The organism is Pseudomonas sp. GW456-E7, assembly GCF_059424105.1.
The window spans coordinates 67,254-92,517 of record NZ_JBWKZB010000027.1 but is presented as its reverse complement, the minus strand read 5'-3'; the positions used below and the strand labels follow the sequence as shown (position 1 = coordinate 92,517).

Sequence of the window (25,264 nt, the reverse complement as noted above, 5' to 3'; positions counted from 1 at the left end):
TTCCCCATGTGAGAGTAGGTCATCGTCAAGATTAAATTCCGAAACCCCAATTGCGAAAGCAGTTGGGGTTTTGTTTTTGCGCGTGAAAAACAGGGAACGACCCATTCAAGGTCAATTGTGAAAAAAATCACACAAACCTGACTTCCCGGGTTTGGTAAGGTGCAGCTCATTTTTAATGGACTGAGTCTGCGCCCACGGATCGGCATTCTTTTCAAAGAGTTGCTGCACAAGTGCCTGAACCGATACCGATCAAGGACCACGAAAAAGAAACACGCCTGGTCAACAAGAGACTCATGGCCTGCGCCTTGTTCGTTGCCGCCATTACCTGTGCTCTGGTGGTACGCCTGTATGTCCTGCAGGTCGTCGAGTTCGACTATCACTCGACCATCTCCGAAAACAATCGCGTACATGTCCTGCCGATTACGCCTACCCGCGGATTGATCTATGACCGCAATGGCGTACTCCTCGCGGACAACCGCCCCAGCTTCAACCTGACCATCACCCGCGAACGTGCTTCCAATGTCAACGAAGAGCTGGACGAGGTCGTCAATCTCCTGCACTTGTCCGCTGAAGACCGCTCGCAATTCGACAAGGTGATGAAGCAGGCACGTCACCCCTTCGTACCGGTGACGCTGTTCTATGAACTGAGCGAAGAACAGATCGCCGTACTCGCTGTCAACGAATTTCGCTTGCCGGGCATCGATGTCGAGCCGCAGTTCGTTCGGCACTATCCGTTGGGCGCGCACTTCGCGCATTCGGTCGGCTACGTCGGACGCATCAACGAGAAAGAGTCAAAGACCCTGGATACGGTCGAGTACCGAGGCACCCAATCCATTGGCAAGACCGGCATCGAAAAATTCTACGAGGCGCAACTGCACGGCCATGTCGGTTATGAGGAAGTCGAAACCAACGCCCAGGGCCGCGTGCTGCGAGTGCTCAAGCACACGGATCCGGTGCCGGGTGAAAACATTGTCCTGAGCCTCGACGTCAAGCTGCAGGAAGCCGCCGAGCAAGCCCTGGGCGATCGTCGCGGCTCGGTGGTTGCGCTCGATCCGTCGACCGGCGAAGTGCTGGCCATGGTCAGTAACCCGAGTTTCGACCCTAATCTGTTCGTCACCGGCATCAGCTCCAGGGAGTACTCCACGCTACGCGACTCCGTCGACCGACCGCTGTTCAACCGTGTGCTGCGCGGCCTGTACGCGCCGGGTTCGACCATCAAGCCGGAAGTGGCAATCGCCGGCCTCGACGCGGGGGTCGTCACGCCACAGACCCGAGTGTTCGACCCCGGTTATTACCAGCTGCCGGATTTCGATCACAAGTACCGTAACTGGAACCACAGCGGCGATGGCTGGGTGGATATGGATGCAGCGATTATGCGTTCCAACGACACCTATTTCTATGACCTCGCACACAAGCTGGGGATCGATCGCCTGCACGACTACATGGCGATGTTCGGACTGGGTGAGAAAGTTTCCCTGGACATGAACGAAGAATCTCCCGGCTTGATGCCATCCCAGGCATGGAAGCGCGCCACGCGTCGGCAGGCCTGGTTTCCGGGCGAGTCGGTGATTCTCGGTATCGGCCAGGGCTACATGCAGGTCACGCCGCTGCAATTGGCCCAAGCCACGGCGCTGATTGCCAACAAAGGCGTGTGGAATCGCCCGCACCTGGCCAAAACCGTGGACGGCGTCGCGCCGGTGGACGAGCATCCAATGCCCAATATTCTGCTCAAGGATCCACGCGACTGGGAGCAGGTCAACCATGGCATGCAGATGGTGATGCACGATGCCCGGGGGATTGCCCGGGCCGCCGCCGCGGGCGCGCAATACCGTATTGCCGGCAAGAGTGGTACCGCGCAAGTGGTGGCGATCAAGCAGGGCGAACGCTACAACCGGGAGAAAACCCGTGAGCGTAACCGCGACAATGCCTTGTTCGTCGGTTTCGCCCCGGCCGAGCACCCGAAGATCGTGATTTCGGTGATGATCGAAAACGGTGAGGCGGGTGGCCGCGTCGCCGGACCGGTCGTCCGGCAGATCATGGACGCCTGGCTACTCGATCAGGACGGGCACCTGAAGCCGCAGTACGCGGCACCGGGAAAGGCGCCGGGCGATCCTCACGTCTGAAGCGTCAGGGCTTCACAGCACAGGCTCGCGGATGCTGAGCATGTGCTGGAAGCTCTCGAGGAACACCGTTTCGGCCTGGCTCATCTTCTGTTCGCGATTCCACAACAACTGGATATCGAAATCCACCACGCCGTCTTCCGGCGGCAGGCGCCAGAGCAGACCTTGCTCGACATCCCGGCGCACCAGATGCGTGGGCAAGGCGCCGATGCCGTAACCCGCGCAGATCAGGCGGTAAATTTCTTCGAAACTGGTGGAGGACGCGACGATCTTGCCGGTGAAGCCTTGCTGATCGCGGAACAGCGTCAGGGGTGAAAGATTGCCGCCCAATTGGTCGCTGGTGAAGCTGACGAAGTTTTCCGCCGACAGTTGTTCCAGGGTCAGATTCTCTTGCCCGAACAGGCGATGGCGCTGGCCACAAAAGTAAGCGTAGGTCTCGCGAAACAGCACCCGCTGTTCCAGCCGCGGCTGTGGCAGACGACACAGGCCGACGCCAATGGTCGCGGTTTTTTGCAGCAGCGAACTGATGATGTTCGAGCTGCCCATCACCTCGACTTCCAGCTCGATTTTCGGGTGGGTTTCATGGAAGTCAGCGAGGAATTCATCGTAATGCCGAGCCTGCACACCGCTGACGGTCAGGATACGGATCTTGCCCACCAGGTCGTCGTGACGACTCTCCACCACCGTCCCCAGGCGTGAAATATCACCGTAGATATCGGCCGCGATGCGCAGGACTTCTTCCCCGGTTTCCGTCAGATCAAAGCGTCGACCGCTGCGGGCAATCAGCACGCATTCGAGCTGTTCTTCCAGTCGTTTCAGCGCCTGGCTGACGGCCGACTGGGTGATGTGCAGGCGCGCGGCAGCGCGGCTCATGCTGCCTTCCTGGCCGATGACCAGATAGGTACGCAGCAGGTTCCAGTCGAGGCGGTCATTGAGAAAGCGCCGGCCGACCCACGGGTTGGAAGTGGAGGACATAAAACCTCATGCAGTAGCAGTGCTAATAGTAAAGATAAGGATTTGAAAATTGACTAATCCTGGCATGGAAGCGATAAAGCCTACAAGCGCCATAGAGCGCAACCGTCATCCGCCTTAACACCTGCCCAAAAACTATAAGTACACAGGGTCCTTGCATGCACACTACTCCCCAACCGCGCCGAGCCGCGGCCGCGGCCTTCATTGGCACGACCATCGAGTTCTACGACTTCTACATCTACGCCACCGCGGCGGCGCTGGTCCTCGGGCAAGTGTTCTTCCCCAGCAGCGACCCGGTCATGAGTACCCTCGCGGCATTTGGCAGCTTCGCTGTCGGCTTCATTGCGCGGCCCATGGCCGGGATGGTGTTCGGTCATCTGGGCGACCGTCTCGGGCGCAAGAAAATGCTCCTGGTGACCATGGCCTTGATGGGCATCGCCACCGCCGGCATTGGCCTGTTGCCGACCTATGCCAGCGTCGGCATCTGGGCGCCGATCGGTCTGATCGTGCTGCGTTTGATCCAGGGCATTTCGGTTGGTGGCGAGTGGGGCGGGGCGGTGTTGATGGCGAGCGAACACGCACCGGCCAGGCGCAAGACGTTCTACGCCTCGTTCGCCCAGCTCGGCAGCCCGGCCGGCTTGTTGCTGGCACTGATCGCTTTCCGCCTGGTGACGTCCCTTGAGCCAGAGGAGTTTCTCGCCTGGGGATGGCGTCTGCCGTTCCTCGCCAGCGGCGTATTGATGATGGTCGGCCTGTTGATCCGCTCCGGCGTTCACGAGTCGCCGGAGTTCGCCAAGGTCCAGGACAACAACGAGACCGCCAAATACCCGGTGATGGACGTGATCCGCACCTGCTGGCGGCAGATCCTGTTCGCCGCCGCTGCGGTGACCATCGGCTCGGCCGGGTTCTTCTTCACCAACACCTTCATGATCACCTACGTCACCCAGTACCAGGGCATTGCCCGTTCGACGATTCTCGATTGCCTGTTTCTGGTGACCATCATCCAGCTGCTCTCGCAACCGCTCTCGGCACTGCTGGCCGAACGTATCGGTGAAGGACGTTTTCTCAAATGGGTCGCACTGCTGTGCATGCTCACGCCCTACCCGATGTTCCTGCTGGTGGGCACGCAGAACATTCTGTTGATGACGCTCGGCATCGCGTTGGCCGTGGTGATTCTCTCGGCGCTGTACGCGGTGATCGCCGGCTACATGACCCAGGCTTTCCCGGTGCACCTGCGCTACTCGGGCATTTCCATCGCCTATCAACTGGCTTGCGCCGTGGCCGGGGGAAGCACGCCCCTGATCGGCACCCTGCTGGCCAGCAAGTTTTCCGGACAATGGTTGCCGCTGGCGGTGTTCTTCACCTTGCTCTCGGCCCTGTCCCTGATCGGTGTTTGCGGGTTGGCCCGCCTGCGCGCCAACCCGGTCGTCACCCACGCTGTCAAAGAGGTGTATTCGTGAGTAAACCTGCACACATCGACCCGGTTGAATGGCAAGCCCGTTGCGAACTGGCGGCGCTGTATCGACTGGTCGCGCACTTTCGCATGACCGACCTGATCGACACCCACATCACCCTGCGGATTCCGGGGCCTGAACACCACTTCCTGATCAACCGCTATGGCGTGATCTTCGACCGCATGCGCGCCTCGGACCTGGTGCGCATCGATCAGGAAGGGCGGGTGGTCGACCCGGAGTACACCGGCCATCGGGTCAACGCTGCCGGCTTCGTGATCCACTCGGCGATCCACATGGCGCGTCCGGACCTGAACTGTGTGATCCACACCCACACGGCGGCGGGCATGGCGGTCGCGGCGCAGAAGCAAGGCTTGCTGCCGATCAGTCAGCACGCATTGAAGTTCTACGGCAAGCTGGCCTATCACACCTATGAGGGCATCGCGCTGTCACTGGATGAGCGCGAGCGCTTGATTGCCGACCTCGGCCCGCACCGGGCGATGATCTTGCGCAATCACGGTTTGCTGGTGGGTGGTTCCGGGGTGGCCCAGGCGTTCCAGGAAATCCACTTTCTGGAGCGCGCCTGTCAGGCCCAGGTGCAGGCGCTGGCCGGTGGTTCGGCATTGCATTACCCGTCGCCGGAAGTGTGTGCGCACACCGCCGAACAGTTTGACCGTGATGAGCAGGACAACATCATCGACCTGGCCTGGGAGGCCGCCCTGACGTTGATCGAATCCCAGCGCGAGTCTTATTTGTCATGAACGCCGACATCAACACCGTGGTTCTGCTGTCCCGCGACACCTTGCTGCTCAAGCAATTGCAGGCGGCGTTTGCCCGCAGTGCGCCGCAGCTCACGGCCGTGCTGGCCGACGATTCCCGGGCCGCCAATGCGCAGATGGCAGCGTGCTGGTTTCCCTTGCCGGGCAGTCTCGGTGCATTGCCGAACCTGCAGGTGATTCACTCGGTGGCCGCCGGTATCGACCACCTCGACCACGATCCGTCCTGCCCGGACCTGCCGATTTGCCGCGTGGTCGACCCAGGGCATCGCCAGGGCATGACCGAATACGTGCGCTGGGCGGTGATCCACTATCACCGCGGTTTCGACCAAGTGTTGTCGCAACAACGGGAGCAACGCTGGGAACGGCCGCTGCAACGGGCGGCGGGGCAGTTCAAGGTCGGTGTGATGGGGCTCGGATCGCTGGGCAGCGCGATTGCCCTGGATCTGGCCGCCGCCGGTTATGACGTGCGCGGTTGGGCGCGGCGCAGCAAGGACCTGCCTGTACGTACGTTCGCCGGGGCCGATGGGTTGAATCCGTTTCTCGACGGCGTCGAGTTGCTGATCAACCTGTTGCCACTCACCAGCGAAACCCGCGGCATCCTCGGCCGGGCCACGTTCGACCGACTCGCCAACGGCGCAGCACTGGTCAACTGTGGCCGGGGCGGTCATCTGAACATCGACGACCTCGAACAGGCATTGACCAGAGGACAACTGCGCGGTGCGCTGCTGGATGTTTTCGAACAGGAACCGCTGCCGGTCGATCACCGGCTCTGGAGCATGCCCGGTGTCACCATCACCCCGCACATGGCTTCGGCGGCTTCCCATGATTGTATTGCCGAACAAGTGGCGGAAAACTTCCGCCGATTGAATAGCGGCGAACCGTTATTGAACTGTGCGGACCGATTACTGGGTTACTGAACCCACCGCTATCCAACCGATAAAAATGCCCTGCGAACTCGCCCGCTCAGTTGGGCGAGCCATAACAACAACCTTCGCCTCAACCGTTTTACTGCCAGTCAAAACAATTAAATAACGAGTTCTTGATGAATTCCTGGAGACAGTGATGAGCGATCTATCGTCCGCAGAAAAGTCCGGCGCACCACCGGAAGTTGAAATCAGTATGAAAAAAGTCGCGGTGGCCAGCGTGATCGGCACCACCGTGGAGTGGTACGACTTGTTCGTGTTTGCCACGGCCTCGGCGCTGGTGTTCAACAAAGTGTTCTTTCCGGATTTCGTGCCGCTGATCGGAACACTGCTGGCTTTTGGCACCTTCGCTTCGGCGTATCTGGCGCGGATTGTCGGTGCGGCATTGTTCGGGCATTTCGGTGATCGCCTGGGGCGCAAGTCGATGCTGTTGATTTCGCTGCTGACCATGGGCGCGGCCACCTTCGCCATCGGCCTGTTGCCGGACTTTGCCACCATCGGTATCTGGGCGCCGATCCTGTTGTTGCTGCTCAGGGTCGTGCAAGGCCTGGCATTGGGTGGCGAATGGGGCGGGGCGGTGTTGATGGCGGTGGAGCATGCGCCGGCCAACAAGCGTGGCCTGTACGGTTCCTGGGTGCAGATCGGCGTACCGGCCGGGACCATGATTGCCAACCTGGCCTTCCTGTTGATCGCGGCGTGGCTGTCCCCTGAGGAACTGTTGGCCTGGGGCTGGCGTATCCCGTTCCTGGCCAGCGTGTTGCTGATCGCCGTCGGCTTGTACATCCGCCTGAACATCGCGGAAACCCCGGCCTTCAACAAGGTCAAGGAGGCCGAGGTGCAGGTGAAGATGCCGTTGGCGGAAGTGTTCCGCAAGTACTGGAAGCAAGTGGTGCTGGGCGGTATCGCCACCATGTCTACGGGCGCTTCGTTCAACATTATCGTGGCGTTCGGTTTGACGTATGGCACGCAGAACCTCGGCTTCAGCCGCGGCGTGATGCTCGGTGTGGTGCTGCTGTCCTGCGCCTGGTGCATCGTCATGTTGCCGGTGTTCGGTGCGCTCTCGGATCGTTTCGGACGCAAGCCGATCATTGTCGGCGGCATCATCGCCGAAGCGCTGGTGGCGTTCCCGATGTTCTGGCTGATGGACACCAAAGAGCTGCCGATGGTGGTGTTCGGTTATCTGTTGTTGATGACTGCATTCGCCGCGAACTACGGGCCGATCGCGACCTTCCTCGCCGAACTGTTCGGCACCCGCGTGCGGTATTCCGGGTTGTCCATCAGCTACATGTTGTCCGGCCTGCTCGGCAGCGCGGCGACACCCATCGTCACCACGGCATTGCTGGCCGCGACGGGCAAAGGGTCGTCGGTGGCCTGGTACATGATCGGTGCGGCCTTGATTTCACTGGTGGCGCTATTGCTGCTGACCGAAACCTTCAAGAAGGACATCAGCGAAATCCCGAGCGTCGTCCCGACAGACGATCCGGCCCCCGGCAAACCCTTCAAATCGGCTACGGCCTGACTTCCGGAGTTCAACAGCATGCGCAGAATTCAATCGGCCCCGGGCTACATCGGCCCGGTCGGCCCTTACTCCCAGGCCGTGGTCAGCGGTCACCTGGTGTTCACTGCCGGGCAGATCCCGGCTCAAAGCGGCCTCGACGACCAGCCTGCCGATTTCCCCGAGCAGGTGCGGCAAACCTTGCGCAACCTCGAAGCGATCCTGATTGAAGCCGGGTCCGGTTTCAGCCATGTGATCAAGGTCAATGCCTACCTGACCGATCCCGCACAGCTGGAGCCGTTCAACGCCGTGTACCGCGAGCTCCTCGGCCATGCGCCGCCGGCGCGCACCACGGTCTGCGTGGCACTGTGGGGGGTATCGCTGGAAATCGACTGTGTCGCCGAACTGATTGGCGGGGAGCTGCAACATGGATGAGTCGCAACTGATCGAACAGCTCAAGGCGGTGAGCTTTCCGACCCTCGGGCATTTTCTCGAAGAGGGATTCGCCGACCCGCAACTGCAGGCCATGGTGCCCAATGTGAAAGTCGTTGGCCGAGCCTTGACCCTGAAACTGCTGGGCGCCGATGCCATTGCCGTCAACCGGGCCCTGGCGCAGATCAGGCCGGGCGACGTGCTGGTGATCGACACGGGAGGCGACCATCGGCACGCCCCGGTCGGTGCGGTGACCAGTTGCGCGGCACGCTGCGCCGGGGCGGTGGGCATTGTGGTGGATGGCGCGGTGACCGACCTGCTGGAACTGCGCGAAGCCGGGCTGCCGGTGTTCGCCCGTGGCACCAGCCTGTTGACCACCAAGCTGCACGGACGCAATGACAGCGCCATCAATCAGCCCGTTCACTGCGCCGGCGTGACGGTGCAACCGGGGGATTGGGTGCTGGCGGACGACAACGGCGTGTTGTTTCTCGACACGGCATCGGCGGTGGCGGTCATCGAGCAGGCACTGGCTTCGGACCGTGCCGAGCCGCGCTTGCTCGAACGCTTGTGCGCCGGTGAGCCAGTGACGCAGGTCTTGCGCGTTTAGTCCGTCAGCCGTTGCTGCAGGCTTTCAAGAAAGATCGTCTCGGCCCGGCTCATGCGCTGTTCGCGGTTCCACAGCAAATGAATGTCGACATCGGCAATCCCTTCGTGGGGCGGCAGGCGCCAGAGCAATCCGGCGTCGACATCCGCCGCCACCACGTGTTCGGGCAAACAGCCGATACCGAAGCCGGCGATGACCAGTCGCCGGACTTCTTCCAGGCTCGGTGACGACGCGACGATGCGCCCGCTGAAACCCTGCTGATCACGGAAGATCGTCAGCGGCGAGAGCATGCCGCCGATCTGGTCACTGGTGAAGCTGACGAAGTTCTCCCGTTGCAAATCCCCTTCGGCGACGTCCTGTCGGCCGAACAGTCCATGGTGCTTGCCGCAGAAAAACGCATAGCGTTGACGCAGGAACAAACGCTGCTCCAGGCGTGGCTGCGGGCGCCGATTGAGGCTCAGGCCGAGGGTCGCGGTTTTTTCCTGAAGGGCGCTGACGATGTCGGAACTGCGCATCACATCGACTTCCAGATCGACGCGCGGGTATTGGCGATGGAAGTCGGCGAGGAAGTCATCAAAGCGCTCGGAGAAAATCCGGCTGATGATCAGAAGACGCACTTTGCCGATCACTTCATCGGCCGGCTGTTCCAGCACGCTGCTGACCTGGGACATCTGCCCGTAGATTTCCCCGGCCAGGGCGAAGATCTGCTCGCCGACTTCGGTCAGGGCAAAGCGTGGTCCGCGACGGGCAATCAGTTGGCGGCCCAGTTGTTCTTCCAGGCGCTTGAGTGCCTGACTCACGGCCGGTTGTGTCAGGTGCAGGCGGGCGGCGGCGCGGCTGATGCTCAGCTCCTGGCCAATCACCCGAAAGGTGCGCAGCAGGTTCCAGTCCAGGCGGTCATTGAGCAGGCGTTGCATAGGCGGTCAGCAGCCAGTCAGGGGCCAATGGGGAAAGTCGACGGCTTGCACACGCCGTGCGCAAGCCATGGAAAATCTACAGTCGCGGGATCGTAACACTGTTGGCACGCCGCAGCCGAGGCCAGTCGGATCCTGCAAAAAAGCCTCATGCGTAGGCGTAGCGCTGTTCACTTAAGAGATAGGGCGAACAATAAGCAACCTGTGGCGAGGGAGCTTGCTCCCGCTGGACTGCGCAGCAGTCCCATTTTTAGGGCCGCTTCGCAGCCCCAGCGGGAGCAAGCTCCCTCGCCACAGATACAGTGTTCGTCCTTAAGTGAGCAGCATTATCATGCGTAGGCGAGGTTTTTTTCTTCCAGCAGTTCCTCATACAACGCCGCCCATTTGCGACCCATTTCGTCCGCCGTAAACAGATTCTGATAGCGGGCCTGCGCCTTCTCGCCCATTTGTGCCGCCAGCGCCGGGTTTTCCCAAAGCGTGCGCATCGCCTCACGAAACGCCAATGGATTGCTCGGCGGCACCACCAGCCCGGTTTCGTTATGGATGTTGATGTAACTGGTGCCCGTGCCAATCTCGCTGGAGATCATCGGTTTGCCATACATCGCGCCCTCAAGCAGTGAAATGCCGAATGCTTCGGAGCGCAGGTGCGACGGGAACACCACCGCATAACTCAACTCGAGCAAGGCAACCTTGTCTTCATCACCGAGGAAGCCGAGAAAGTGCAGGTTCTGCAGGCCCAGCGCCCTGGCCTGGGCATGCAGCTCTGCTTCCAGCGGGCCGGCACCGACGATCACCACGGGATAGTTCAACCCCTGCATCGCTTCAAGCAGGATGTGCAGCCCCTTGTAGTAGCGCATGACACCGACGAACAGGAAGAACTTGTCCCCCAGCTTCTGGCGCCAGCGCTCGGTCCGAGCCGCGTCGTGCTTCGGATAACCCGACTTGTCCAGGCCGTAGGTGATGACCCGGGTCTTGTCCCGGTAGTCCTTGAGCACGTCGCTGGTGTGAAAGTAGTTGGGGGACGCCACGGTGATTCGATCCGCGCTGTCCAGGAACCGGCGCATCAACGGACGGTACAGCTTGAGCAAATAACGCTGGCGAATGATGTCGGAGTGGTAACTCACCACGCTGGGCTTTTTGGTGGAGCTTGCAAAATGTACAAGGTCCATGAAAGGCCAGGGGAAGTGGTAGTTGACCACGTCGGCCTCAGCCGCGAGTTCACGAAACTGCTTGAACACGCTGTAGGAAAAACCGGTGGAGGCGAATTGAAAATCCATTCTGGCCTGATGCACCTGGTGCTCGCGGATCTGCAACACGCCCGGTGCCGGGTTATTGCTCAGGGTCAGTACCGTGCTGTCGACACCATGGCGCACGCCAATTTCGCTCATCTGGAAAATGACTTGCGCGATGCCGCCCATGGAGTCGGGCAAATAGGTTTTGTAAAAGTGCAGAACGCGCATATCAGTTCTCCATAGCCTGGCGGTAGGCGCGGGCGGTCACCGTCGCACAACGCTCCCAGGAAAAAAGCTTCGCTCGCTGCAAACCCGCCTCGCGACAGGCCTGCCAGTGTGCCGGGTCGTCGATCAACCGCTGCATGGCATCGCGCAAGGTGTCCGGGTCGTGCGCCTCGATGTAGTTGCCGGCATCGCCAGCCACTTCCGGCATCGCCGATATACCCGTCAGAATCACCGGGGTGCCACTGGCCATGGCTTCCAGCACCGGCAGGCCGAACCCCTCGTACAAGGAAGGGAAGACCAGCGCCCGGGCACCGGCCAGCAACTGCGCCAGGTCCTCGTCGGGCAGGTACCCCAGCAGACACACATGACCTGAGGCGAGGGCCGAACGTAACTCGTCGTTGAACTGCTGACGCTGCCAGCCGGCCATACCGGCGATCAGCAAGGGAAAACGCTGGCGCACGGTTTCCGGCAGTAGCGCATGGGCGCGCAGGGCCTGGGTCAGGTTCTTGCGCGGCTCCAGGGTACCGACGCAGAGAAAATACTCCCGCGCCTCGACGCCGTGGGTCTTGAGGACGCGATCGATGGTCTCGGCTTCACGCGGGTGGAATCGTGCGGCCACACCCAGCGGTGCCACCACGAAGCGCTCGGCCGGCAGTGCGAACCAGGCCTGCGCTTCATCGGCGATGTGCTGCGAGTCTGTCAGAATCAGCCGCGCCCGTTGTACGCCGTCGGCCAGTCGTCGCTCGATTTCGCGCAGACGGGCCGGTGGTTGGCTGTCGGGATAGTGCAGGTGGGTGAGGTCATGCAGCGTGATGATGGTCGGGCCGTTGAACGACAGCGGCCACAGGCTCGGCTCGTGGTAGAGGTCGATGGCTTGCGTGCGACCTTGATCGAAGCGTTTCTGCTCCAGCCACCGTCGGGCCTGATAGGCGCCCGGAATCTGCCGCAGCAATGGTGTCAGTCGGGAATAACCGGGCATGGCCGCTTCAGGCAGCACAGTACTCCAGCCCCAGCCATGAAACAGCGCCAGTTCAATATCCGGTTCACCCGCCAGGGCGTTCGCCAGTTCGGCGACGTAGTGGCCGATGCCGGTACGTGGCGCCTGGAGAATCCGCGCGTTAAGGGCAATTCGCATGTTGCCTCTCTTCCATGAGCGGCACGTCTACAAGATTGCGCAGGGTGCGTTCAGCCAGTTGCGCACTGGCCTCACGCCAGCCGATCCAGCGCCAGTCCGCGACATCGCGAGTGGCCGGGAATTGACCGCTGCTCTCGAAACCAATGACCAGATCAGCCAGGCTTTGTGGCTCGGCCAGGTCGAAATACGCCATGAACTCGCCGCCTATTTCACGAAAGACCGCAATGTCGCTGCCCATGGCCGGCAGTCCACGCTGCATGGCCTCCACCAGCGGCAGACCAAAGCCTTCCACAAAAGACGGAAACACCAGTGAACTGGCGTGGGTGTAGGCATGTTCGAGGCTGGTGTCACTCAGGTCATTGAACATGAACAGTCGTTGGTTCAGTTGCGGGTGATTGCGTACCCGGGCGAGCAGGGCGTCGCATTTCCAGCCTACCCGACCGGCGATACACAGCCGGGCCTTGGAGCCCGCCGCCCAGGCCAGCTCGAAAGCGTCCAGCAGGTAGTCGTGGTTTTTCCGCGGTTCGATGGTACTGACCATCAAAAATACCGGTTCCGGCGTCTCGAACAGCCGGGCAAGACGCGGTTCCACGGCGGCGGTGACTTCGCTCAGATCGAGTTCGGAGCCCAAGTGAAAATAATCGAACCACAACTGGTTGGACTTGGCAGTGCCCAGGCGGTGCTGAACCTCCTCTCGCACCTGGTCACGCACCGTGGCGGAAATGGCCACGTAGCCATCGGCGGTCCGGGTGATCCAGTCGAACCACTCGTTGAACACCTGCACCAGACGTGTGTCGTAGAACTGCGGGTGAGTCAGGGGAATCAGGTCGTAGATCACTGAAACGATGCCCACGCCTTCACGTTTGAGCTGTTCGGCAAACGGGAAAAAGTCGGTGTGCCAGGACGAATCCAGCAACACCAGTTGATCTCCCGGTTGGTGCTGCAGCGGCGAGCAACGTTTGGGCAGATGATACTGATCGATGAACTCGATCACACGTAGTGGAAGGCCGAAACAGGTAACCGCTGTCACCCGGTAGACCACGTGCAGCAGGCGCTTGATCAGCCGCGAGTTGCTTCGGTTGTGCAGGCGCTGATGCAGTTGCCAGAAGCGGTGAGCCAAGCGCCCAAGTCGTCCGCCAAAGATCATCAAGGCATCGAAAAACGGAATGTTCAGCGCGCCGAGTTTCAGTACCCGATAGAGTTTGCCTTTAAGCAACACAACCGGGATGCATTCAACGCCGTCGACAGACTCCGGTAGCTGATTGACGACGTTGCGCACCACCCGCTGAATGCCCGAATTGACCTTGGGGTGTTGGAATACGTGGGTGCATTCCACCAAAAGACGGGTCATGGCGTAATCCCCGAGGTGACCGGCGCGCTCGAGCGCGTGACGGTGGTCTTCGCGGCCAGCCACGAGCAGCCGACAAAATCTTCCTGGCGGTTGTTGATCACATGGAACACCAACCCGTAATCGCGCCACTCGAAGTTGCGGTCCAGGTGTGAATCCAGGCGAGACAAGCTCAACGCCACGGAATAGTTACCCTTGCCCAGCCCCATGACGAAAGCAAAGCGGTAGGTCACGCGCTCACCAGCCTGCAGATCGGTCAGCGCCTGATCCAGGCGATGGGTGTTGATGCCGTACATGGCCTGGCCCAGGCGATCCTTGATCATGAAGCCCAGCACCAGCCGCTCGATGTCCTGGCGAACTTCGACATTCACCTCCAGCACGACCGGCTGGCCGACTTCGGCGGCGTCGATGGAGCGCTCATGTTTGTCGAGCAAGCGTACGGTCAGAATCCCGGCTTCACCCGTTCCCGAAATGGTACTGACCTGGCCACCAGCGAGGGCTTCCTGGCGCACGGTCTGGCCTTCACGCTTGGCGAGCAGGGCGTTGTAGTAATCCATGACGGTTTCGGGGGTGTCATGCATGGCCATGTGGCCGTTTTCCAGGAGGATCGCCGAGTCGCAGATCGACTGAATCGCCCCTCGGTCATGGGAGACGATCAGCAGCGTGGTACCGGCTTTGCGAAAGCTGCGGATGCGGTCGAAGCTTTTGTGCTGGAAGTAGGCGTCGCCCACCGACAGTGCTTCGTCGACGATCAAAATGTCCGGGCGTCGCGCAGTGGCCACGCTGAACGCCAGACGCATTTGCATGCCGCTGGAATAAGTACGCACCGGGTGGTCGATGGCGTCGCCAATTTCCGCGAAACGTTCGATTTCCGGCATCAATGCTTCTATTTCTTCGACCTGCATGCCCAGCAATTGCCCGGCCATGACGGCATTCTGCCGGCCGGTAAAGTCCGCATGAAAACCCATGCCCAGTTCCAGCAGGGCGGCGACGCGGCCTTCGAGCTCAATGGTGCCGCAGGTGGGTTGGGTGGTGCCGGTGATCATCTTCAACAAGGTGCTTTTGCCGGCGCCGTTGACCCCGACGATGCCCACCGATTCTCCGGGGGCAATCTGGAAAGTCACGTCTTGTAGCACCCAATGCTGGCGATGACGGATCGGCGAAAACGGGATCAGCCACTCGGCCAGTCGACTCCAGCGGGTAGGGTACTGTTTATAGGCCTTGCCCAGGCCGGTGACGCGTATGTGTCCCATCAGAGTTCATCCACCATTTCGCCGACCCGCTGTCGAAACAGTCGCAGTCCGATGACGAAGAACAAGACGCTGGCGACCATGATCGGCAGCAGCGAACTCCAGACGGGCCATTGACCGTAAAGAAACAGGTTCTGGTAGCTGGACATCAGGTTGGTCAGAGGGTTGAGTTGCAGCAGGCGCTGCACCCAATCGGGCAGAATACTCATCGGGTACACGATCGGCGTCAGCCAGAACCAGAATTGCAGGCAAATGGCGAAAAATTGCCCGACATCGCGAAAGAACACATTCAGTACGCCAAGAATCATCCCCAACCCGGCACAAAACATCACCTGTAACGTGAACAGAGGAATGAGCGCCAGCAGCGCCATGCCCGGCAGTCGCCCGGTGACCAGCAGAAAGCCGAGGAACAGGCCGATGATGATCGCGAAGTTGATGCCGGCGTTGAACAGCACGATGACCGGCAGGCAGATCCGCGGGAAGCTGATTTTTTTCAGCAGGTTGGCGTTGTCGAGAAACATGTTCTGACTGCGGACGGTGATTTCTGCGAACAAACCCCACGTCAGCAATCCGGCACAGAGGTAGACGCTGTAAGCCAAACCGTCATCCACCCCTGGCAAGCGGGCGCGCATGATGGTGGAAAAGATCACCGTGTAGACCAGGATCATCGACAGCGGATTGAGTACGGTCCACAAGGCACCGAACAGCGAGTTGCGATAACGCGCCTGAAACTCCCGTTTGACGCTGCCGAGGATGAAACCCCGGTAACTCCACAGGGATTGGTAAAGATTACGCAGCATTCAAACCGTCCGCCCGTATTGGTCTTCGAAGCGGACGATGTCGTCCTCTCCCAGGTATTCGCCGCTTTGCACTTCGATGATCACAAGGTCGATCACGCCGGGATTCTCCAGGCGATGCTTGTGACCGGCGGCAATGAAGGTCGATTCGTTCTTGGCCACCAGATGCGTACCGGTGCCGTTGTTGGTGACCTTGGCCATGCCTTCGACCACCACCCAGTGCTCATTGCGATGGTGGTGCATCTGCAATGACAACTTGGCGCCGGGCTTGACCACGATACGTTTGATCTTGAAGCGCGGGCCTTCCTCGAGCACGGTGTAGGTGCCCCATGGCCGGCTGACCGTACGGTGCAGGCGATAGGCCTCATGTTCTTTGTCCTTGAGTTGCCTGGCCACCCGGCGCACATCCTGGGCGCGGTCGGCGTGGGCCACCAGCACCGCGTCGGCAGTGTCGACGATGATCAGGTCATCCACGCCCACGGTCGCTACCAGGCGGTTGTCGCTCTGGACAAAGTTGTTGTGGCTGTCGATGAAAATCGCCTCGCCGACGGCGCGGTTGTTCTGTGCATCCGCCGGTACCAGCGCGGCCACCGCGCCCCACGAGCCGATGTCGCTCCAGTCGAAACGCGCGGGCACGACGGCCACTTTGTCGGAGCGCTCCATCAACGCGTAGTCGATGGAAATGTCCATGATTTCGCCAAACAGCGCCGGTGACAGTTCCTGTTGCACGCTCCCGGCGTTTTCCACCGCAGCACTGGCGGCCATGCAGGTTTGCGTCTGCTCCAGCAAAGCGGGAGCGTGGGTTTGCAGTTCGGCCAGCAGGGTGGCGACCGAGAAGCAGAACATCCCGGAGTTCCACAGGAAGTTGCCGCTTTCCACGTAATGCGTCGCGGTTTGCAGGTCAGGTTTTTCGACGAAGCGCCGCACGCTGGCAGCGCCTTTGTCGTCCAGTGACGTGCCGGCCTCGATGTAGCCAAAACCGGTTTCCGGAGCGTTCGGCACCACACCGAAGGTCACCAGGTGACCACGCCTGGCCAGCGTCACGGCATGCTCGACCGCGTCCTTCAACGCGTCGACATTGACGATCAGATGGTCGGCCGGCATGACCAGCATGATCGCGTCGTCGCCATGCAGGGCCTGGAGGGAGAGGGCGGCGGCGGCAATCGCCGGCGCCGTATTGCGCCCCGTCGGTTCCAACAGGAAATGCCCGCGATGACGGCCAAGGTGCGCGTCCCGAAAGTGATCCTTGCTCTGGAAGTAGTATTCGCGGTTGGTCACCGTGACGATATCGCCCCAGCCGTCGAGCAGCTCTGCGGCACGCCGATAGGTCTTGCCCAGCAGCGACTGGCCGTCAGGCAAGGCCATGAACGGTTTGGGATGGCCTTCACGCGACACCGGCCACAACCTTGTCCCGGCACCGCCGGAGAGAATCACGGGAATCAGCATGGCCTACTCCTTGGCAACGCGTTTCATGTCCGCATCCATCATCATGCGGATCAAGGCATCCAGGTCGGTTTTTGGTTTCCAGCCCAGCACACGCTGGGCCTTGGCCGGGTTCCCGAGCAGCACTTCGACTTCGGCCGGGCGGAAGAACGCCGGGTCGATCTTCACGTAGTCGCGGTAGTTCAGGCCCACATGATCGAAGGCGATCCGGCACATCTCGCGCACGGTGGTGGTCACGCCGGTGGCCACCACGAAGTCGTCGGGTTTGTCCTGTTGCAGCATCAGCCACATGGCTTCGACGTAGTCGCCGGCAAAACCCCAGTCGCGCTTGGCGTCGATGTTGCCCAGGCGCAGTTCCTGCTGTTTGCCCTGTTTGATCCGGGCGGCGGCGTCGGTGACTTTGCGTGTCACGAACTCGATGCCGCGCAGCGGTGATTCATGGTTGAACAGAATCCCGCTGCTGGCGTGCAGGTTGAAGCTTTCGCGGTAGTTCACGGTAATCCAGTGGCCATACAGCTTGGCCACGCCATAAGGGCTGCGCGGATAGAACGGCGTGTTCTCGTCCTGCTGCTCGGCCTGGATCAGGCCGAACATTTCGCTGGTGGACGCCTGATAGAAACGCGTGTGCGGACTGAACTGGCGGATCGCTTCGAGCAGGTGGGTAACGCCCAGGCCGTCGACGATGCCGGTGGTCACCGGTTGATCCCAGGAGGCCGCGACAAAGCTTTGCGCGGCGAGGTTGTAGACCTCGTCCGGCGCCGACTTGATCACCGCGCGCTGCACTGAACAGGCATCGGCCATGTCGCCATCCAGGTAGACGATGTCCGACTCGACCCCCATCTCACGCAGACGCCAGCGCGAGTCGCTGCTGCGGCGCGCGACCAGGCCGTGGACCTTGTAACCCTTGTCGAGCAGCAATTTGGCCAGATAGGCGCCATCCTGGCCGGTGATACCTGTGATCAATGCACTTTTAGTCATTCTTGTCGTACTCGCTTCTCCCAGTCGGACAGGATCGCCCGCAGGGATTGTTGTGTTGTGATTTCAGACTTCCATCCGGTGGTCTGGGCCAGTCTGTCAGGGCTGCCACACACCCGACGCTGATCCGCGCGGCGAAGTCGCGCAGGGTCCTGGACCAGTTGCAGGTCGACCTGGGCAAGATCTGCCAATTGTTCGATCAGACTGCGAATGCTCTGCTCGCGTCCCGAGCAAATGTTGTAGACCTGCCCCGGTGTGCCTTTTTCCAGCAAGGCCAGGTAGGCCGAGACCACGTCCGCGACATCGAGGAAGTCGCGCGTGACGTCGATGTCCCCGACCTCCAATTGTGGCGCTTGCAGGCCTTGCTTGATCCGGCAGATCTGACGGGCGGCGCTGGCGATGACGAAGCTGTCCTTCTGCCCGCTGCCGATATGGTTGAACGGGCGGGCGACCAGTACGGGCCAACCTTCGCTCAGGCCCCACTGCAGACTCAGGAACTCGGCCGACAGTTTGCTCACGGCGTAGGGATTGCGCGGGCAGGGGGGCTGCAATTCAGTGATGGGCAGATGCTCTTCAGCGACCTGGCCATAGACATCACCGGAGCTGACGTACAGAAACGTACCGGTGAACCCGCGCGCCTTGAGGGCTTGCAGCAGGTTCAGGGTGCCCAGCAGATTGATGTTCAGGGTGCCGGCCGGATCACGAAAGGCCTGCGGGACGAACGTCTGGCCGGCCAGGTGAATCACCGCATCGGGCATTTGCGGCCACAAGCCTTCAAGGCTGTCCGGCGCGGCAAGATCGTAGCGGTCGGGAACAGGCAGCAACTCCCATTCCGAGGTATCAGCCTGCAAACGCGATTGGATGTGTTGTCCTACGAATCCGCTCAGACCCGTGACAAACAGACGTTTTTTCAAACAGCGACCCCTTGGTCATGCATTTCATCCATTTTCCACAGGCTCCATGGAAAAACTTGCGAGCGACATGATCGTTCGAATGGCGGGTGAAATGTTTGTTGTAGTTGTTTGGTAGCCAATCTGTGCCATTTGCTCGGCAATTTCAACAGGTCCAATCGTGACTGATCAGTTCTCCTCAGCGTAGCCTGAATTATTCTCGCCAGGCGGTTCACGAACCCTCGATGGATGTGTTTAGAATGCCCCTCGTCACGATTACCCGGGGTTCGGCAGCGTCGCTTCGAAACTGCGAGAAACTGACGACTAAAACAAGAACGTAGACGGGCAGGAAGATGATGGGCAGGCGCCGGTAAACACGGGCTTGAACCCTGTCCTCCCCGTCATAGCGTGAGGCTGCCGGGATGGCGGCGTCACCGTGGGATGCCATGAATTTCATTCTTTACTCGGACATCAACGACAGCTCCATCAGCCAGAGCCTCGGTCGTCCCGAATACAGTTACTACTTCGTGCTCAAGGCATATCGCCCTGTGCTCGAAAGCCTTGGGCGAGTGCATGTGGTGTCCTCCACCGCCGAGGTCGATCCGCTCTACAAAAAATTATTGGCCGCTGGCGAGGACAGTCTGTTCCTGTCGTTTACGCCACCGCAGAAAACCCCGAACGACCTTGAGTGCCCGACGATCTGCGTGGTGGCCTGGGAGTTTGATTCGATTCCCGATGAGCAATGGGATAACGACCCGCGCCAGGACTGGACACAAATGCTCGCGCGCCAGGGCCGGGTGATCACGCTTTCCAGTCATACCGCCCGGGCGATTCGTCGGGCCATGGGCGAAGATTTCCCGGTGCTGGTGCTGCCGACACCGTTGTGGGAAAACTTCGCCGACATTCGTAGTCGCCACACCAGCGTCCCGATCAGCGCCGGCTCGACCCTGGACATCAAGGGTTGCATCTTCGATACGCGCACACTCGGGCTGAACGCCGATGCACTGATTCCCGTCGTGCCGACCGCCGAGGAACTGGCGGCGCTCGAGGCTGAGCTTGAGGCATTGAAGCCACCGCCGCTGACGCTCAAGCGGCGCTTTGTGATTGCTCGCCATTACCTGCATATGTGGCGCCTGGACAAAGGCAAATCGCTGCCAATCCCGGTGCATCGCACACATTTTCTAAGCCAGTGGTATTGGGAAGGGATTCGCGACTTGTTCTCGGAAGCCGCCCATAAGCGTCTCGCTGACTGGTTGCCGGCCATTGCCGGCCCGCAGACTATTGCAGTACCCGAGCCAGAACCGCGGAAGTGGCCGGACACCACCGCCCAGGTCGAAACACAGGTTGACGGTGTGGTGTACGTCACCGTGTTCAACCCGCGTGACGGGCGCAAGAACTGGCATCAACTGATCACCGCATTCTGCTGGGCGTTCCGCGAAACGTCTGACGCGACGCTGGTGCTGAAGATTACCCAAAGTGATCTGTCGTCCTACCACGACGAACTGATGACGTTGCTTGCCCAGCTTTCGCCGTTCGCCTGTCGGGTGGTGGTCATGCACGGCTACCTGGACGACCCGCAATACGCCCGGCTGTACGAAGCCGCCAGTTACTATGTCAATGCCTCGCGCTGCGAAGGGCTGTGCCTGCCGCTGATGGAGTTCATGGCCAGCGGCAAACCGGTGATTGCCCCGGATCACACGGCCATGGAGGACTACATCGATGAGCGTGTGGCGTTTGTGGTCAAGTCCAGCGAAGAACTGACCATCTGGCCGCAGGACACTCGCATCATCTACCGCACCCTGCGTTACCGGCCGGATTGGGGTTCGCTGAAAAGCGCTTACGAAAACAGTTACCGTCTGGCCAAGGAACAACCGCGGGAGTATCAGCGCATGTCCCTCGCCGCCGTCGAGCGCATGCACGATTACTGCGCTTTCGCCCCGGTGCAGAAACGCATGGCGGATTTTTTCGGGCTGGTACCCCAGGCTTTGCCGACAGCAACCGTGACGGATAACGCCCCATGCTGATCATCATTCATTCGGAAACCAACCAGCACACCATTGCCCGGAACCTTGGCCGTTCGGAGTACAGCTATTACTTCGTGCTCAAGGAGTACCGACCTGTGCTGGAGCGGCTGGGGCGAGTGGTAGAAGTCAGCGACCCGCAGACCGAAGTCGATGCCTTGTACAGGGACGCCTTGTCCCGTGGTGAAGCGTGCGTGTTCCTGTCGTTCTCACCGCCTCATCGTACGCCGGTCAATTTCACCTGCCCGACGCTGCCGGTGTTCGCGTGGGAATTCAGCACCATCCCCAACGAACCCTTTGCCGGTGACCCGCTCAATGACTGGCGCACGGTATTGCGCGCAGCGGGTGCGGCGATTACACATTCCAACTACACCGTGAATGCGGTACGCGAGGCGATGGGCGCCGACTATCCGATCATCGCGGTACCGGCCCCGGTATGGGACCGGTTTTCCGAGCGTGGCGCCCATTTGAAGTGTCAGCCCTTGGCCAGTCAGGTGCGGTTGACGCTCAAGGGGTTGCTCGCAGACAGCCGCGAACTCGACTTGCGCGCCTTCGGCCCCGTGGCCACTCGCGAAGGCGTGGGTATTGATTTTCAGGCCCCGCCGAGTGAACACGAATTGGTCCTCGACGGCGTGATTTACACCTCGGTGTTCAACCCCGGTGACGGGCGCAAGAATTGGGAAGACATGCTCAGTGCCTTTTGCGTGACGTTTCGCGAGGTGGACGATGCAACGCTGGTGCTCAAATTGACGCACCACGATGCCGAAGAAGCACTGACTGATATCCTTCACCACTTGTACAAAAACCAGTCTTACCGCTGCCGGGTCGTGCTTGTTTACGGCTATCTGGCTGACGCCGACTATGAGCAGCTGGTGCAAGCCACGAGTTACGTGGTCAACACGTCCTACGGCGAAGGCCAATGTCTTCCGCTGATGGAGTTCATGTCCTGTGGCAAACCGGCGGTGGCACCACGGACCACGGCGATGATCGATTATCTGGATGCCGAAAATGCATTCCTGATTGACTCCACCGATGAGCTGACGGCCTGGCCACATGACCCGCGCAGGGCGTTTCGTACCCTGCGCCATGTCACCAATTGGGCGTCGTTGTGCAGGGCTTACCAATCAAGCTATGACGTGGCCAAGGATGATCCCGAGCGTTATGCACAGATGTCCGCGCACGCAGTAGCCAGCCTCAGGAAATTCTGCAGCCAGGCCACTGCCGAACAGCGGCTTGAGGCATTTTTCGAGCACCTGTTCGAGCACCGCTCCGTGGAAACCCCCGAGGCATGATTCGCGCACTGGTCAGACGTTTCTTTTCGGAGACGAAACCCGAGCCGCAGCCTGCACCCTTGCCGGTCGAGCAATCCCGCGTGTCGCCAAGAGAGGTGGGCTTGCACGATGCCATGCATGATGGCTGGTTTTCGGGCGACAGCGGCGAACTGCTCAAAGGGTTTGCCATCACCGCCGACGACACCTTGCTGGATGTCGGTTGCGGCGAAGGCGTAGCGACCTTGTTTGCGATCCGCCAGGGCGCTTCGGTGATCTTCACCGACAGTGAACACGACAAGGTCCGCGACCTGGCGCGGCAAGTGCAAGCGCAGTCGGATAAGGCGAATCTCGGGCTGGTCAGCAACAGCCTGCCGCTACCGCTGGCCGATGGTTGCGCGAGCAAAGTCGTGTGCATGGAAGTGCTCGAGCATATCGACCAGCCGGAACCCTTCATGGCCGAACTGGTGCGCATGGGCCGCCCCGGCGCGCAGTACCTGCTGAGCGTACCGTCGCCGGTGGGCGAGCATTTGCAGAAAGGCATCGCCCCGGCCAGCTACTTTCAATCGCCCAATCATGTACAGATTTTCACCCCCGAGCGGTTCGCCGCGCTGGTGGAGGACGCGGGCCTGGTCATTGAGCATCGCCAGGCCACCGGTTTTTTCTGGGTCATGGGCATGATTTTTTTCTGGGCCAGTGAACGGGCCGCCGGACGCGACCTGGGGGGGGCGGTTCGCGACCGGATCCAGGCGCCGTACCCGCCGCTGATGGAGAGCTGGGCGAAAACCTGGCAGGACTTGCTGGCCCAGCCCGACGGGTTGGCGATCAAGCAGATGCTGGACCGGTTCATGCCCAAGAGCCAGGTGATCATTGCTCGAAAACCTCATGTCCAGGAGGGCGCATGAGCAACGAAAAGCGGATCATGGACATCGAGTTGTTGCGTGGCATTGCGGTGCTTGGCGTACTGTTTCACCACCTGCAGGACAGTCTGTTCGCGGCGGCTGTGCCCTTGCTGCAGGCCATCACTCTGTACAGCCAGCCGTGGTGGGGCGTGGACCTGTTTTTCGCGATCTCGGGCTTCGTGATTGCCCGCAGCCTGATCCCGGCCATGCGCCGCTGCACAACGCACCAGGAGTATTGGCAACAGACGCGCAATTTCTGGTTGCGCCGGGCCTTTCGATTGCTGCCGTCGGCCTGGTTGTGGCTGGCGCTGATGTTGCTGGCGTGTCTTTTTCTCAACCGCTCTGGCGCCTTCGGCACCCTGCACGCGAACCTTCAGGCGACCCTGGCCGGCGTCGCGCAGTACGCCAATTTCCGCTTTGCCGACAGTTTCTATCGCTACGAGTACGGCACCAGTTTCGTGTACTGGAGCCTGTCGCTGGAAGAGCAGTTCTACCTGCTGTTCCCGCTGATGATCGTGTTGTTTCGCAAACACCTTGCGTGGCTTTTGCTGGCGCTGGTTGCGGTGCAGTTGTTCACCTTGCGCACGCCGATCCTGATGGTGGTGCGCACCGATGCGCTGGCCCTTGGCGTGCTGTTGGCGATGTGGAGTACGCAACCGTCGTACCTGCGCTGGGAGCCCACATTCCTGCGTCGTCCATGGGCGGGTGTCGCCGCACTGATCGCGGTGTCGCTGCTGCTCGGCTTCATGGCCACGGATCGCTTTACCTTCACCCATTACCGGATCGGTGTGATCGCGGTGCTGTGCGCAGTGCTGGTCTGGATCGCTTCCTACAACCGCGATTACCTGTTGCCGCGCGGCGTGTTCAAGCACCTGATGACGTGGATCGGCAGCCGTTCCTACGGGATTTATTTGATCCATATCCCGGCCTACTTGCTGGTGCGTGAATTCATTTTCCGTTTACAGGCTGCCGGGCTGCCCAGTCCGGCTGGCCATCCGATCCTGATGTTGCTGATGGCTGGCGGCCTGATCGTGCTGCTGAGCGAACTCAACTATCGCTTCATTGAAATGCCCATGCGCAACCGCGGCGCCTCGCTGGTCAAACGCCTGGGCACCTCCCGAACAGCCGTCTCATCCTCTGGAGCCACCTCATGCTGAGCCTTTTGAAGAAACTCACGGCGGGCACGCCCGCGCCTGTGCAGCCAGAGATTGCGCCTGCGCCCCCCGTGGCGGAGAAGGTCGACCCCTACATGCTCGGCCTGCACGATGCGATGCTCAGCGGGTGGTTCAATCAGCAGACCGGCGAACTGTTCAGCGGTTTCCCGGTGACCCCCGAGGACACACTGCTGGATGTGGGCTGTGGCGACGGCGGCAACGTACATTTCTGCGGAATGCGCGGGGCGAAGATCATCATCGCCGATATCGACGCGGCCAAGGTCGAAGCGACCCGCCAGCGCCTGAGCGATACACCGGCCCGCGACGTCGAATGCCACGTCACCGATTGCAACCCGCTGCCGATTGCCGATGCGACCGCCACGCGGGTGGTGTCGACCGAGGTCATCGAGCACGTGGACGATCCGGCCCAGTTCCTCGCGGAACTGGTGCGCGTCGGTAAACCGGGCGCGCTGTACCTGCTGAGCGTCCCGCACCCCAGCTCCGAAGACCTGCAGAAAGACATCGCGGCGGCGGAGTATTTCCAGAAGCCCAACCACATTCGCATCATCAGCGAAGAGCAGTTCAAGGCCATGGTCAGCGATGCCGGCCTGGAAGTGATCAGCCACAGCCAGTATGGATTCTACTGGTCAATGTGGATGCTGCTGTTCTGGGAAGCCAAGGTCGACTTCAGCAACCCGGACCATCCGTTGCTCAACCACTGGGCGGACACCTGGCAGGCGATCCTGGCCTCGCCACGGGGTACACAGATCAAGCAGGCGCTGGATGCCGTGGTAGCCAAGAGCCAGGTAATCATTGCGCGTAAACCCTGATTGACCCACTGTGGGAGTGACGGTCTGCAGCAGGCCGTTCGGCACCACCATGGGTGCCGTCCCGCAGCATTGCATCCAGCCGGATCAGCAACGTCCGCCAGGCT

Annotated in this window: 22 protein-coding genes; 12 read left to right on the top strand and 10 right to left on the bottom strand. The window is 60.7% G+C overall.

What is annotated here, in order from left to right:
* Nucleotides 1-230 precede the first annotated feature (230 nt).
* Nucleotides 231-2,123, top strand: coding sequence for a penicillin-binding protein 2 (gene mrdA, locus AC07YV_RS18020; protein WP_102702033.1), 1,893 nt, complete (start codon nt 231-233; stop codon nt 2,121-2,123).
* A gap of 12 nt (nt 2,124-2,135) precedes the next feature.
* Here the strand turns inward: mrdA and AC07YV_RS18015 are convergent, their stop codons facing one another.
* Nucleotides 2,136-3,095 carry a LysR family transcriptional regulator gene (locus tag AC07YV_RS18015; RefSeq protein ID WP_102702032.1) on the bottom strand — a complete coding sequence of 320 codons (960 nt, stop codon included), beginning with the start codon at nt 3,093-3,095 and terminating at the stop codon, nt 2,136-2,138.
* Between the two features lie 155 nt (nt 3,096-3,250).
* On the opposite strand from AC07YV_RS18015, the gene AC07YV_RS18010 reads away from it, so the two are divergent.
* The 6 genes from AC07YV_RS18010 to AC07YV_RS17985 all read left to right on the top strand — a co-directional run bounded on the left by AC07YV_RS18010 (nt 3,251) and on the right by AC07YV_RS17985 (nt 8,779).
* Nucleotides 3,251-4,552 carry an MFS transporter gene (locus AC07YV_RS18010; protein WP_102702031.1) on the top strand — a complete coding sequence of 434 codons (1,302 nt, stop codon included), beginning with the start codon at nt 3,251-3,253 and terminating at the stop codon, nt 4,550-4,552.
* Nucleotides 4,549-5,304 (top strand): class II aldolase/adducin family protein, encoded by a 756-nt coding sequence (locus AC07YV_RS18005; protein WP_102702030.1) that lies wholly within the window; start codon nt 4,549-4,551, stop codon nt 5,302-5,304. The genes AC07YV_RS18010 and AC07YV_RS18005 overlap by 4 nt, the downstream gene beginning before the upstream one ends.
* Nucleotides 5,301-6,239 carry a 2-hydroxyacid dehydrogenase gene (locus AC07YV_RS18000; protein WP_102702029.1) on the top strand — a complete coding sequence of 313 codons (939 nt, stop codon included), beginning with the start codon at nt 5,301-5,303 and terminating at the stop codon, nt 6,237-6,239. The genes AC07YV_RS18005 and AC07YV_RS18000 overlap by 4 nt, the downstream gene beginning before the upstream one ends.
* 145 nt (nt 6,240-6,384) lie before the next feature.
* On the top strand, nt 6,385-7,764 hold the full coding sequence (locus AC07YV_RS17995; RefSeq protein WP_102702028.1) for an MFS transporter: 1,380 nt from the start codon (nt 6,385-6,387) through the stop codon (nt 7,762-7,764).
* Between the two features lie 18 nt (nt 7,765-7,782).
* Nucleotides 7,783-8,175, top strand: a complete 393-nt coding sequence (locus tag AC07YV_RS17990) for a RidA family protein (protein WP_102702027.1) — start codon at nt 7,783-7,785, stop codon at nt 8,173-8,175.
* Complete coding sequence (locus AC07YV_RS17985) at nt 8,168-8,779, top strand: RraA family protein (RefSeq protein ID WP_102702026.1); 612 nt, start codon at nt 8,168-8,170, stop codon at nt 8,777-8,779. The genes AC07YV_RS17990 and AC07YV_RS17985 overlap by 8 nt, the downstream gene beginning before the upstream one ends.
* On the opposite strand, the gene AC07YV_RS17980 is transcribed toward AC07YV_RS17985, so the two are convergent.
* The 9 genes from AC07YV_RS17980 to AC07YV_RS17940 all read right to left on the bottom strand — a co-directional run bounded on the left by AC07YV_RS17980 (nt 8,776) and on the right by AC07YV_RS17940 (nt 19,009).
* Nucleotides 8,776-9,693 carry a LysR family transcriptional regulator gene (locus tag AC07YV_RS17980; RefSeq protein ID WP_007970686.1) on the bottom strand — a complete coding sequence of 306 codons (918 nt, stop codon included), beginning with the start codon at nt 9,691-9,693 and terminating at the stop codon, nt 8,776-8,778. The two genes, AC07YV_RS17985 and AC07YV_RS17980, sit on opposite strands and share 4 nt — an antisense overlap.
* Before the next feature lie 326 nt (nt 9,694-10,019).
* On the bottom strand, nt 10,020-11,150 hold the full coding sequence (locus AC07YV_RS17975; RefSeq protein ID WP_102702025.1) for a glycosyltransferase family 4 protein: 1,131 nt from the start codon (nt 11,148-11,150) through the stop codon (nt 10,020-10,022).
* A gap of 1 nt (nt 11,151) precedes the next feature.
* Entirely contained in the window at nt 11,152-12,282 is a 1,131-nt protein-coding gene (locus AC07YV_RS17970) for a glycosyltransferase family 4 protein (RefSeq protein WP_102702024.1), read from the bottom strand.
* The gene (locus AC07YV_RS17965) at nt 12,266-13,633 is read right to left on the bottom strand and encodes a glycosyltransferase family 4 protein (protein ID WP_102702034.1); all 1,368 of its coding nucleotides are present in this window, start codon (nt 13,631-13,633) and stop codon (nt 12,266-12,268) included. The genes AC07YV_RS17970 and AC07YV_RS17965 overlap by 17 nt, the downstream gene beginning before the upstream one ends.
* Nucleotides 13,630-14,883, bottom strand: coding sequence for an ABC transporter ATP-binding protein (locus tag AC07YV_RS17960; RefSeq protein ID WP_102702023.1), 1,254 nt, complete (start codon nt 14,881-14,883; stop codon nt 13,630-13,632). The genes AC07YV_RS17965 and AC07YV_RS17960 overlap by 4 nt, the downstream gene beginning before the upstream one ends.
* Nucleotides 14,883-15,680, bottom strand: coding sequence for an ABC transporter permease (locus AC07YV_RS17955; protein ID WP_102702022.1), 798 nt, complete (start codon nt 15,678-15,680; stop codon nt 14,883-14,885). Before AC07YV_RS17955 ends, AC07YV_RS17960 begins: the two co-directional genes overlap by 1 nt.
* Nucleotides 15,681-17,123 carry a mannose-1-phosphate guanylyltransferase/mannose-6-phosphate isomerase gene (locus AC07YV_RS17950; RefSeq protein ID WP_102702021.1) on the bottom strand — a complete coding sequence of 481 codons (1,443 nt, stop codon included), beginning with the start codon at nt 17,121-17,123 and terminating at the stop codon, nt 15,681-15,683.
* Nucleotides 17,124-17,126: 3 nt separating this feature from the next.
* Nucleotides 17,127-18,098 (bottom strand): GDP-mannose 4,6-dehydratase, encoded by a 972-nt coding sequence (gene gmd, locus AC07YV_RS17945; protein WP_102702020.1) that lies wholly within the window; start codon nt 18,096-18,098, stop codon nt 17,127-17,129.
* On the bottom strand, nt 18,095-19,009 hold the full coding sequence (locus AC07YV_RS17940) for a GDP-mannose 4,6-dehydratase (protein ID WP_102702019.1): 915 nt from the start codon (nt 19,007-19,009) through the stop codon (nt 18,095-18,097). Before AC07YV_RS17940 ends, gmd begins: the two co-directional genes overlap by 4 nt.
* A 422-nt stretch (nt 19,010-19,431) precedes the next feature.
* On the opposite strand from AC07YV_RS17940, the gene AC07YV_RS17935 reads away from it, so the two are divergent.
* The 5 genes from AC07YV_RS17935 to AC07YV_RS17915 are packed head-to-tail and all read left to right on the top strand — an operon-like array spanning nt 19,432 to nt 25,160.
* Nucleotides 19,432-21,009: a glycosyltransferase gene (locus AC07YV_RS17935; RefSeq protein ID WP_494990336.1), complete on the top strand. Its 1,578-nt coding sequence runs from the start codon at nt 19,432-19,434 to the stop codon at nt 21,007-21,009.
* Nucleotides 21,003-22,298, top strand: coding sequence for a glycosyltransferase (locus AC07YV_RS17930; RefSeq protein ID WP_102702017.1), 1,296 nt, complete (start codon nt 21,003-21,005; stop codon nt 22,296-22,298). Before AC07YV_RS17935 ends, AC07YV_RS17930 begins: the two co-directional genes overlap by 7 nt.
* Nucleotides 22,295-23,179: a class I SAM-dependent methyltransferase gene (locus AC07YV_RS17925; protein WP_102702016.1), complete on the top strand. Its 885-nt coding sequence runs from the start codon at nt 22,295-22,297 to the stop codon at nt 23,177-23,179. The genes AC07YV_RS17930 and AC07YV_RS17925 overlap by 4 nt, the downstream gene beginning before the upstream one ends.
* Nucleotides 23,176-24,333, top strand: a complete 1,158-nt coding sequence (locus AC07YV_RS17920; RefSeq protein ID WP_102702015.1) for an acyltransferase family protein — start codon at nt 23,176-23,178, stop codon at nt 24,331-24,333. Before AC07YV_RS17925 ends, AC07YV_RS17920 begins: the two co-directional genes overlap by 4 nt.
* Nucleotides 24,327-25,160, top strand: a complete 834-nt coding sequence (locus tag AC07YV_RS17915) for a class I SAM-dependent methyltransferase (protein ID WP_102702014.1) — start codon at nt 24,327-24,329, stop codon at nt 25,158-25,160. The genes AC07YV_RS17920 and AC07YV_RS17915 overlap by 7 nt, the downstream gene beginning before the upstream one ends.
* The last annotated feature ends 104 nt before the right edge of the window (nt 25,161-25,264 follow it).

Excerpts from the sequence above, each read along its gene's own strand:
- AC07YV_RS18015 (WP_102702032.1), bottom strand. The coding sequence starts at position 3,095 with ATGTCCTCCACTTCCAACCCGTGGGTCGGCCGGCGCTTTCTCAATGAC.
- AC07YV_RS18010 (WP_102702031.1), top strand. The coding sequence starts at position 3,251 with ATGCACACTACTCCCCAACCGCGCCGAGCCGCGGCCGCGGCCTTCATT.
- AC07YV_RS18000 (WP_102702029.1), top strand. The coding sequence starts at position 5,301 with ATGAACGCCGACATCAACACCGTGGTTCTGCTGTCCCGCGACACCTTG.
- AC07YV_RS17995 (WP_102702028.1), top strand. The coding sequence starts at position 6,385 with ATGAGCGATCTATCGTCCGCAGAAAAGTCCGGCGCACCACCGGAAGTT.
- AC07YV_RS17990 (WP_102702027.1), top strand. The coding sequence starts at position 7,783 with ATGCGCAGAATTCAATCGGCCCCGGGCTACATCGGCCCGGTCGGCCCT.
- AC07YV_RS17985 (WP_102702026.1), top strand. The coding sequence starts at position 8,168 with ATGGATGAGTCGCAACTGATCGAACAGCTCAAGGCGGTGAGCTTTCCG.
- AC07YV_RS17980 (WP_007970686.1), bottom strand. The coding sequence starts at position 9,693 with ATGCAACGCCTGCTCAATGACCGCCTGGACTGGAACCTGCTGCGCACC.
- AC07YV_RS17975 (WP_102702025.1), bottom strand. The coding sequence starts at position 11,150 with ATGCGCGTTCTGCACTTTTACAAAACCTATTTGCCCGACTCCATGGGC.
- AC07YV_RS17970 (WP_102702024.1), bottom strand. The coding sequence starts at position 12,282 with ATGCGAATTGCCCTTAACGCGCGGATTCTCCAGGCGCCACGTACCGGC.
- AC07YV_RS17965 (WP_102702034.1), bottom strand. The coding sequence starts at position 13,633 with ATGACCCGTCTTTTGGTGGAATGCACCCACGTATTCCAACACCCCAAG.
- AC07YV_RS17960 (WP_102702023.1), bottom strand. The coding sequence starts at position 14,883 with ATGGGACACATACGCGTCACCGGCCTGGGCAAGGCCTATAAACAGTAC.
- AC07YV_RS17955 (WP_102702022.1), bottom strand. The coding sequence starts at position 15,680 with ATGCTGCGTAATCTTTACCAATCCCTGTGGAGTTACCGGGGTTTCATC.
- AC07YV_RS17950 (WP_102702021.1), bottom strand. The coding sequence starts at position 17,123 with ATGCTGATTCCCGTGATTCTCTCCGGCGGTGCCGGGACAAGGTTGTGG.
- gmd (WP_102702020.1), bottom strand. The coding sequence starts at position 18,098 with ATGACTAAAAGTGCATTGATCACAGGTATCACCGGCCAGGATGGCGCC.
- AC07YV_RS17935 (WP_494990336.1), top strand. The coding sequence starts at position 19,432 with ATGAATTTCATTCTTTACTCGGACATCAACGACAGCTCCATCAGCCAG.
- AC07YV_RS17930 (WP_102702017.1), top strand. The coding sequence starts at position 21,003 with ATGCTGATCATCATTCATTCGGAAACCAACCAGCACACCATTGCCCGG.
- AC07YV_RS17925 (WP_102702016.1), top strand. The coding sequence starts at position 22,295 with ATGATTCGCGCACTGGTCAGACGTTTCTTTTCGGAGACGAAACCCGAG.
- AC07YV_RS17920 (WP_102702015.1), top strand. The coding sequence starts at position 23,176 with ATGAGCAACGAAAAGCGGATCATGGACATCGAGTTGTTGCGTGGCATT.
- AC07YV_RS17915 (WP_102702014.1), top strand. The coding sequence starts at position 24,327 with ATGCTGAGCCTTTTGAAGAAACTCACGGCGGGCACGCCCGCGCCTGTG.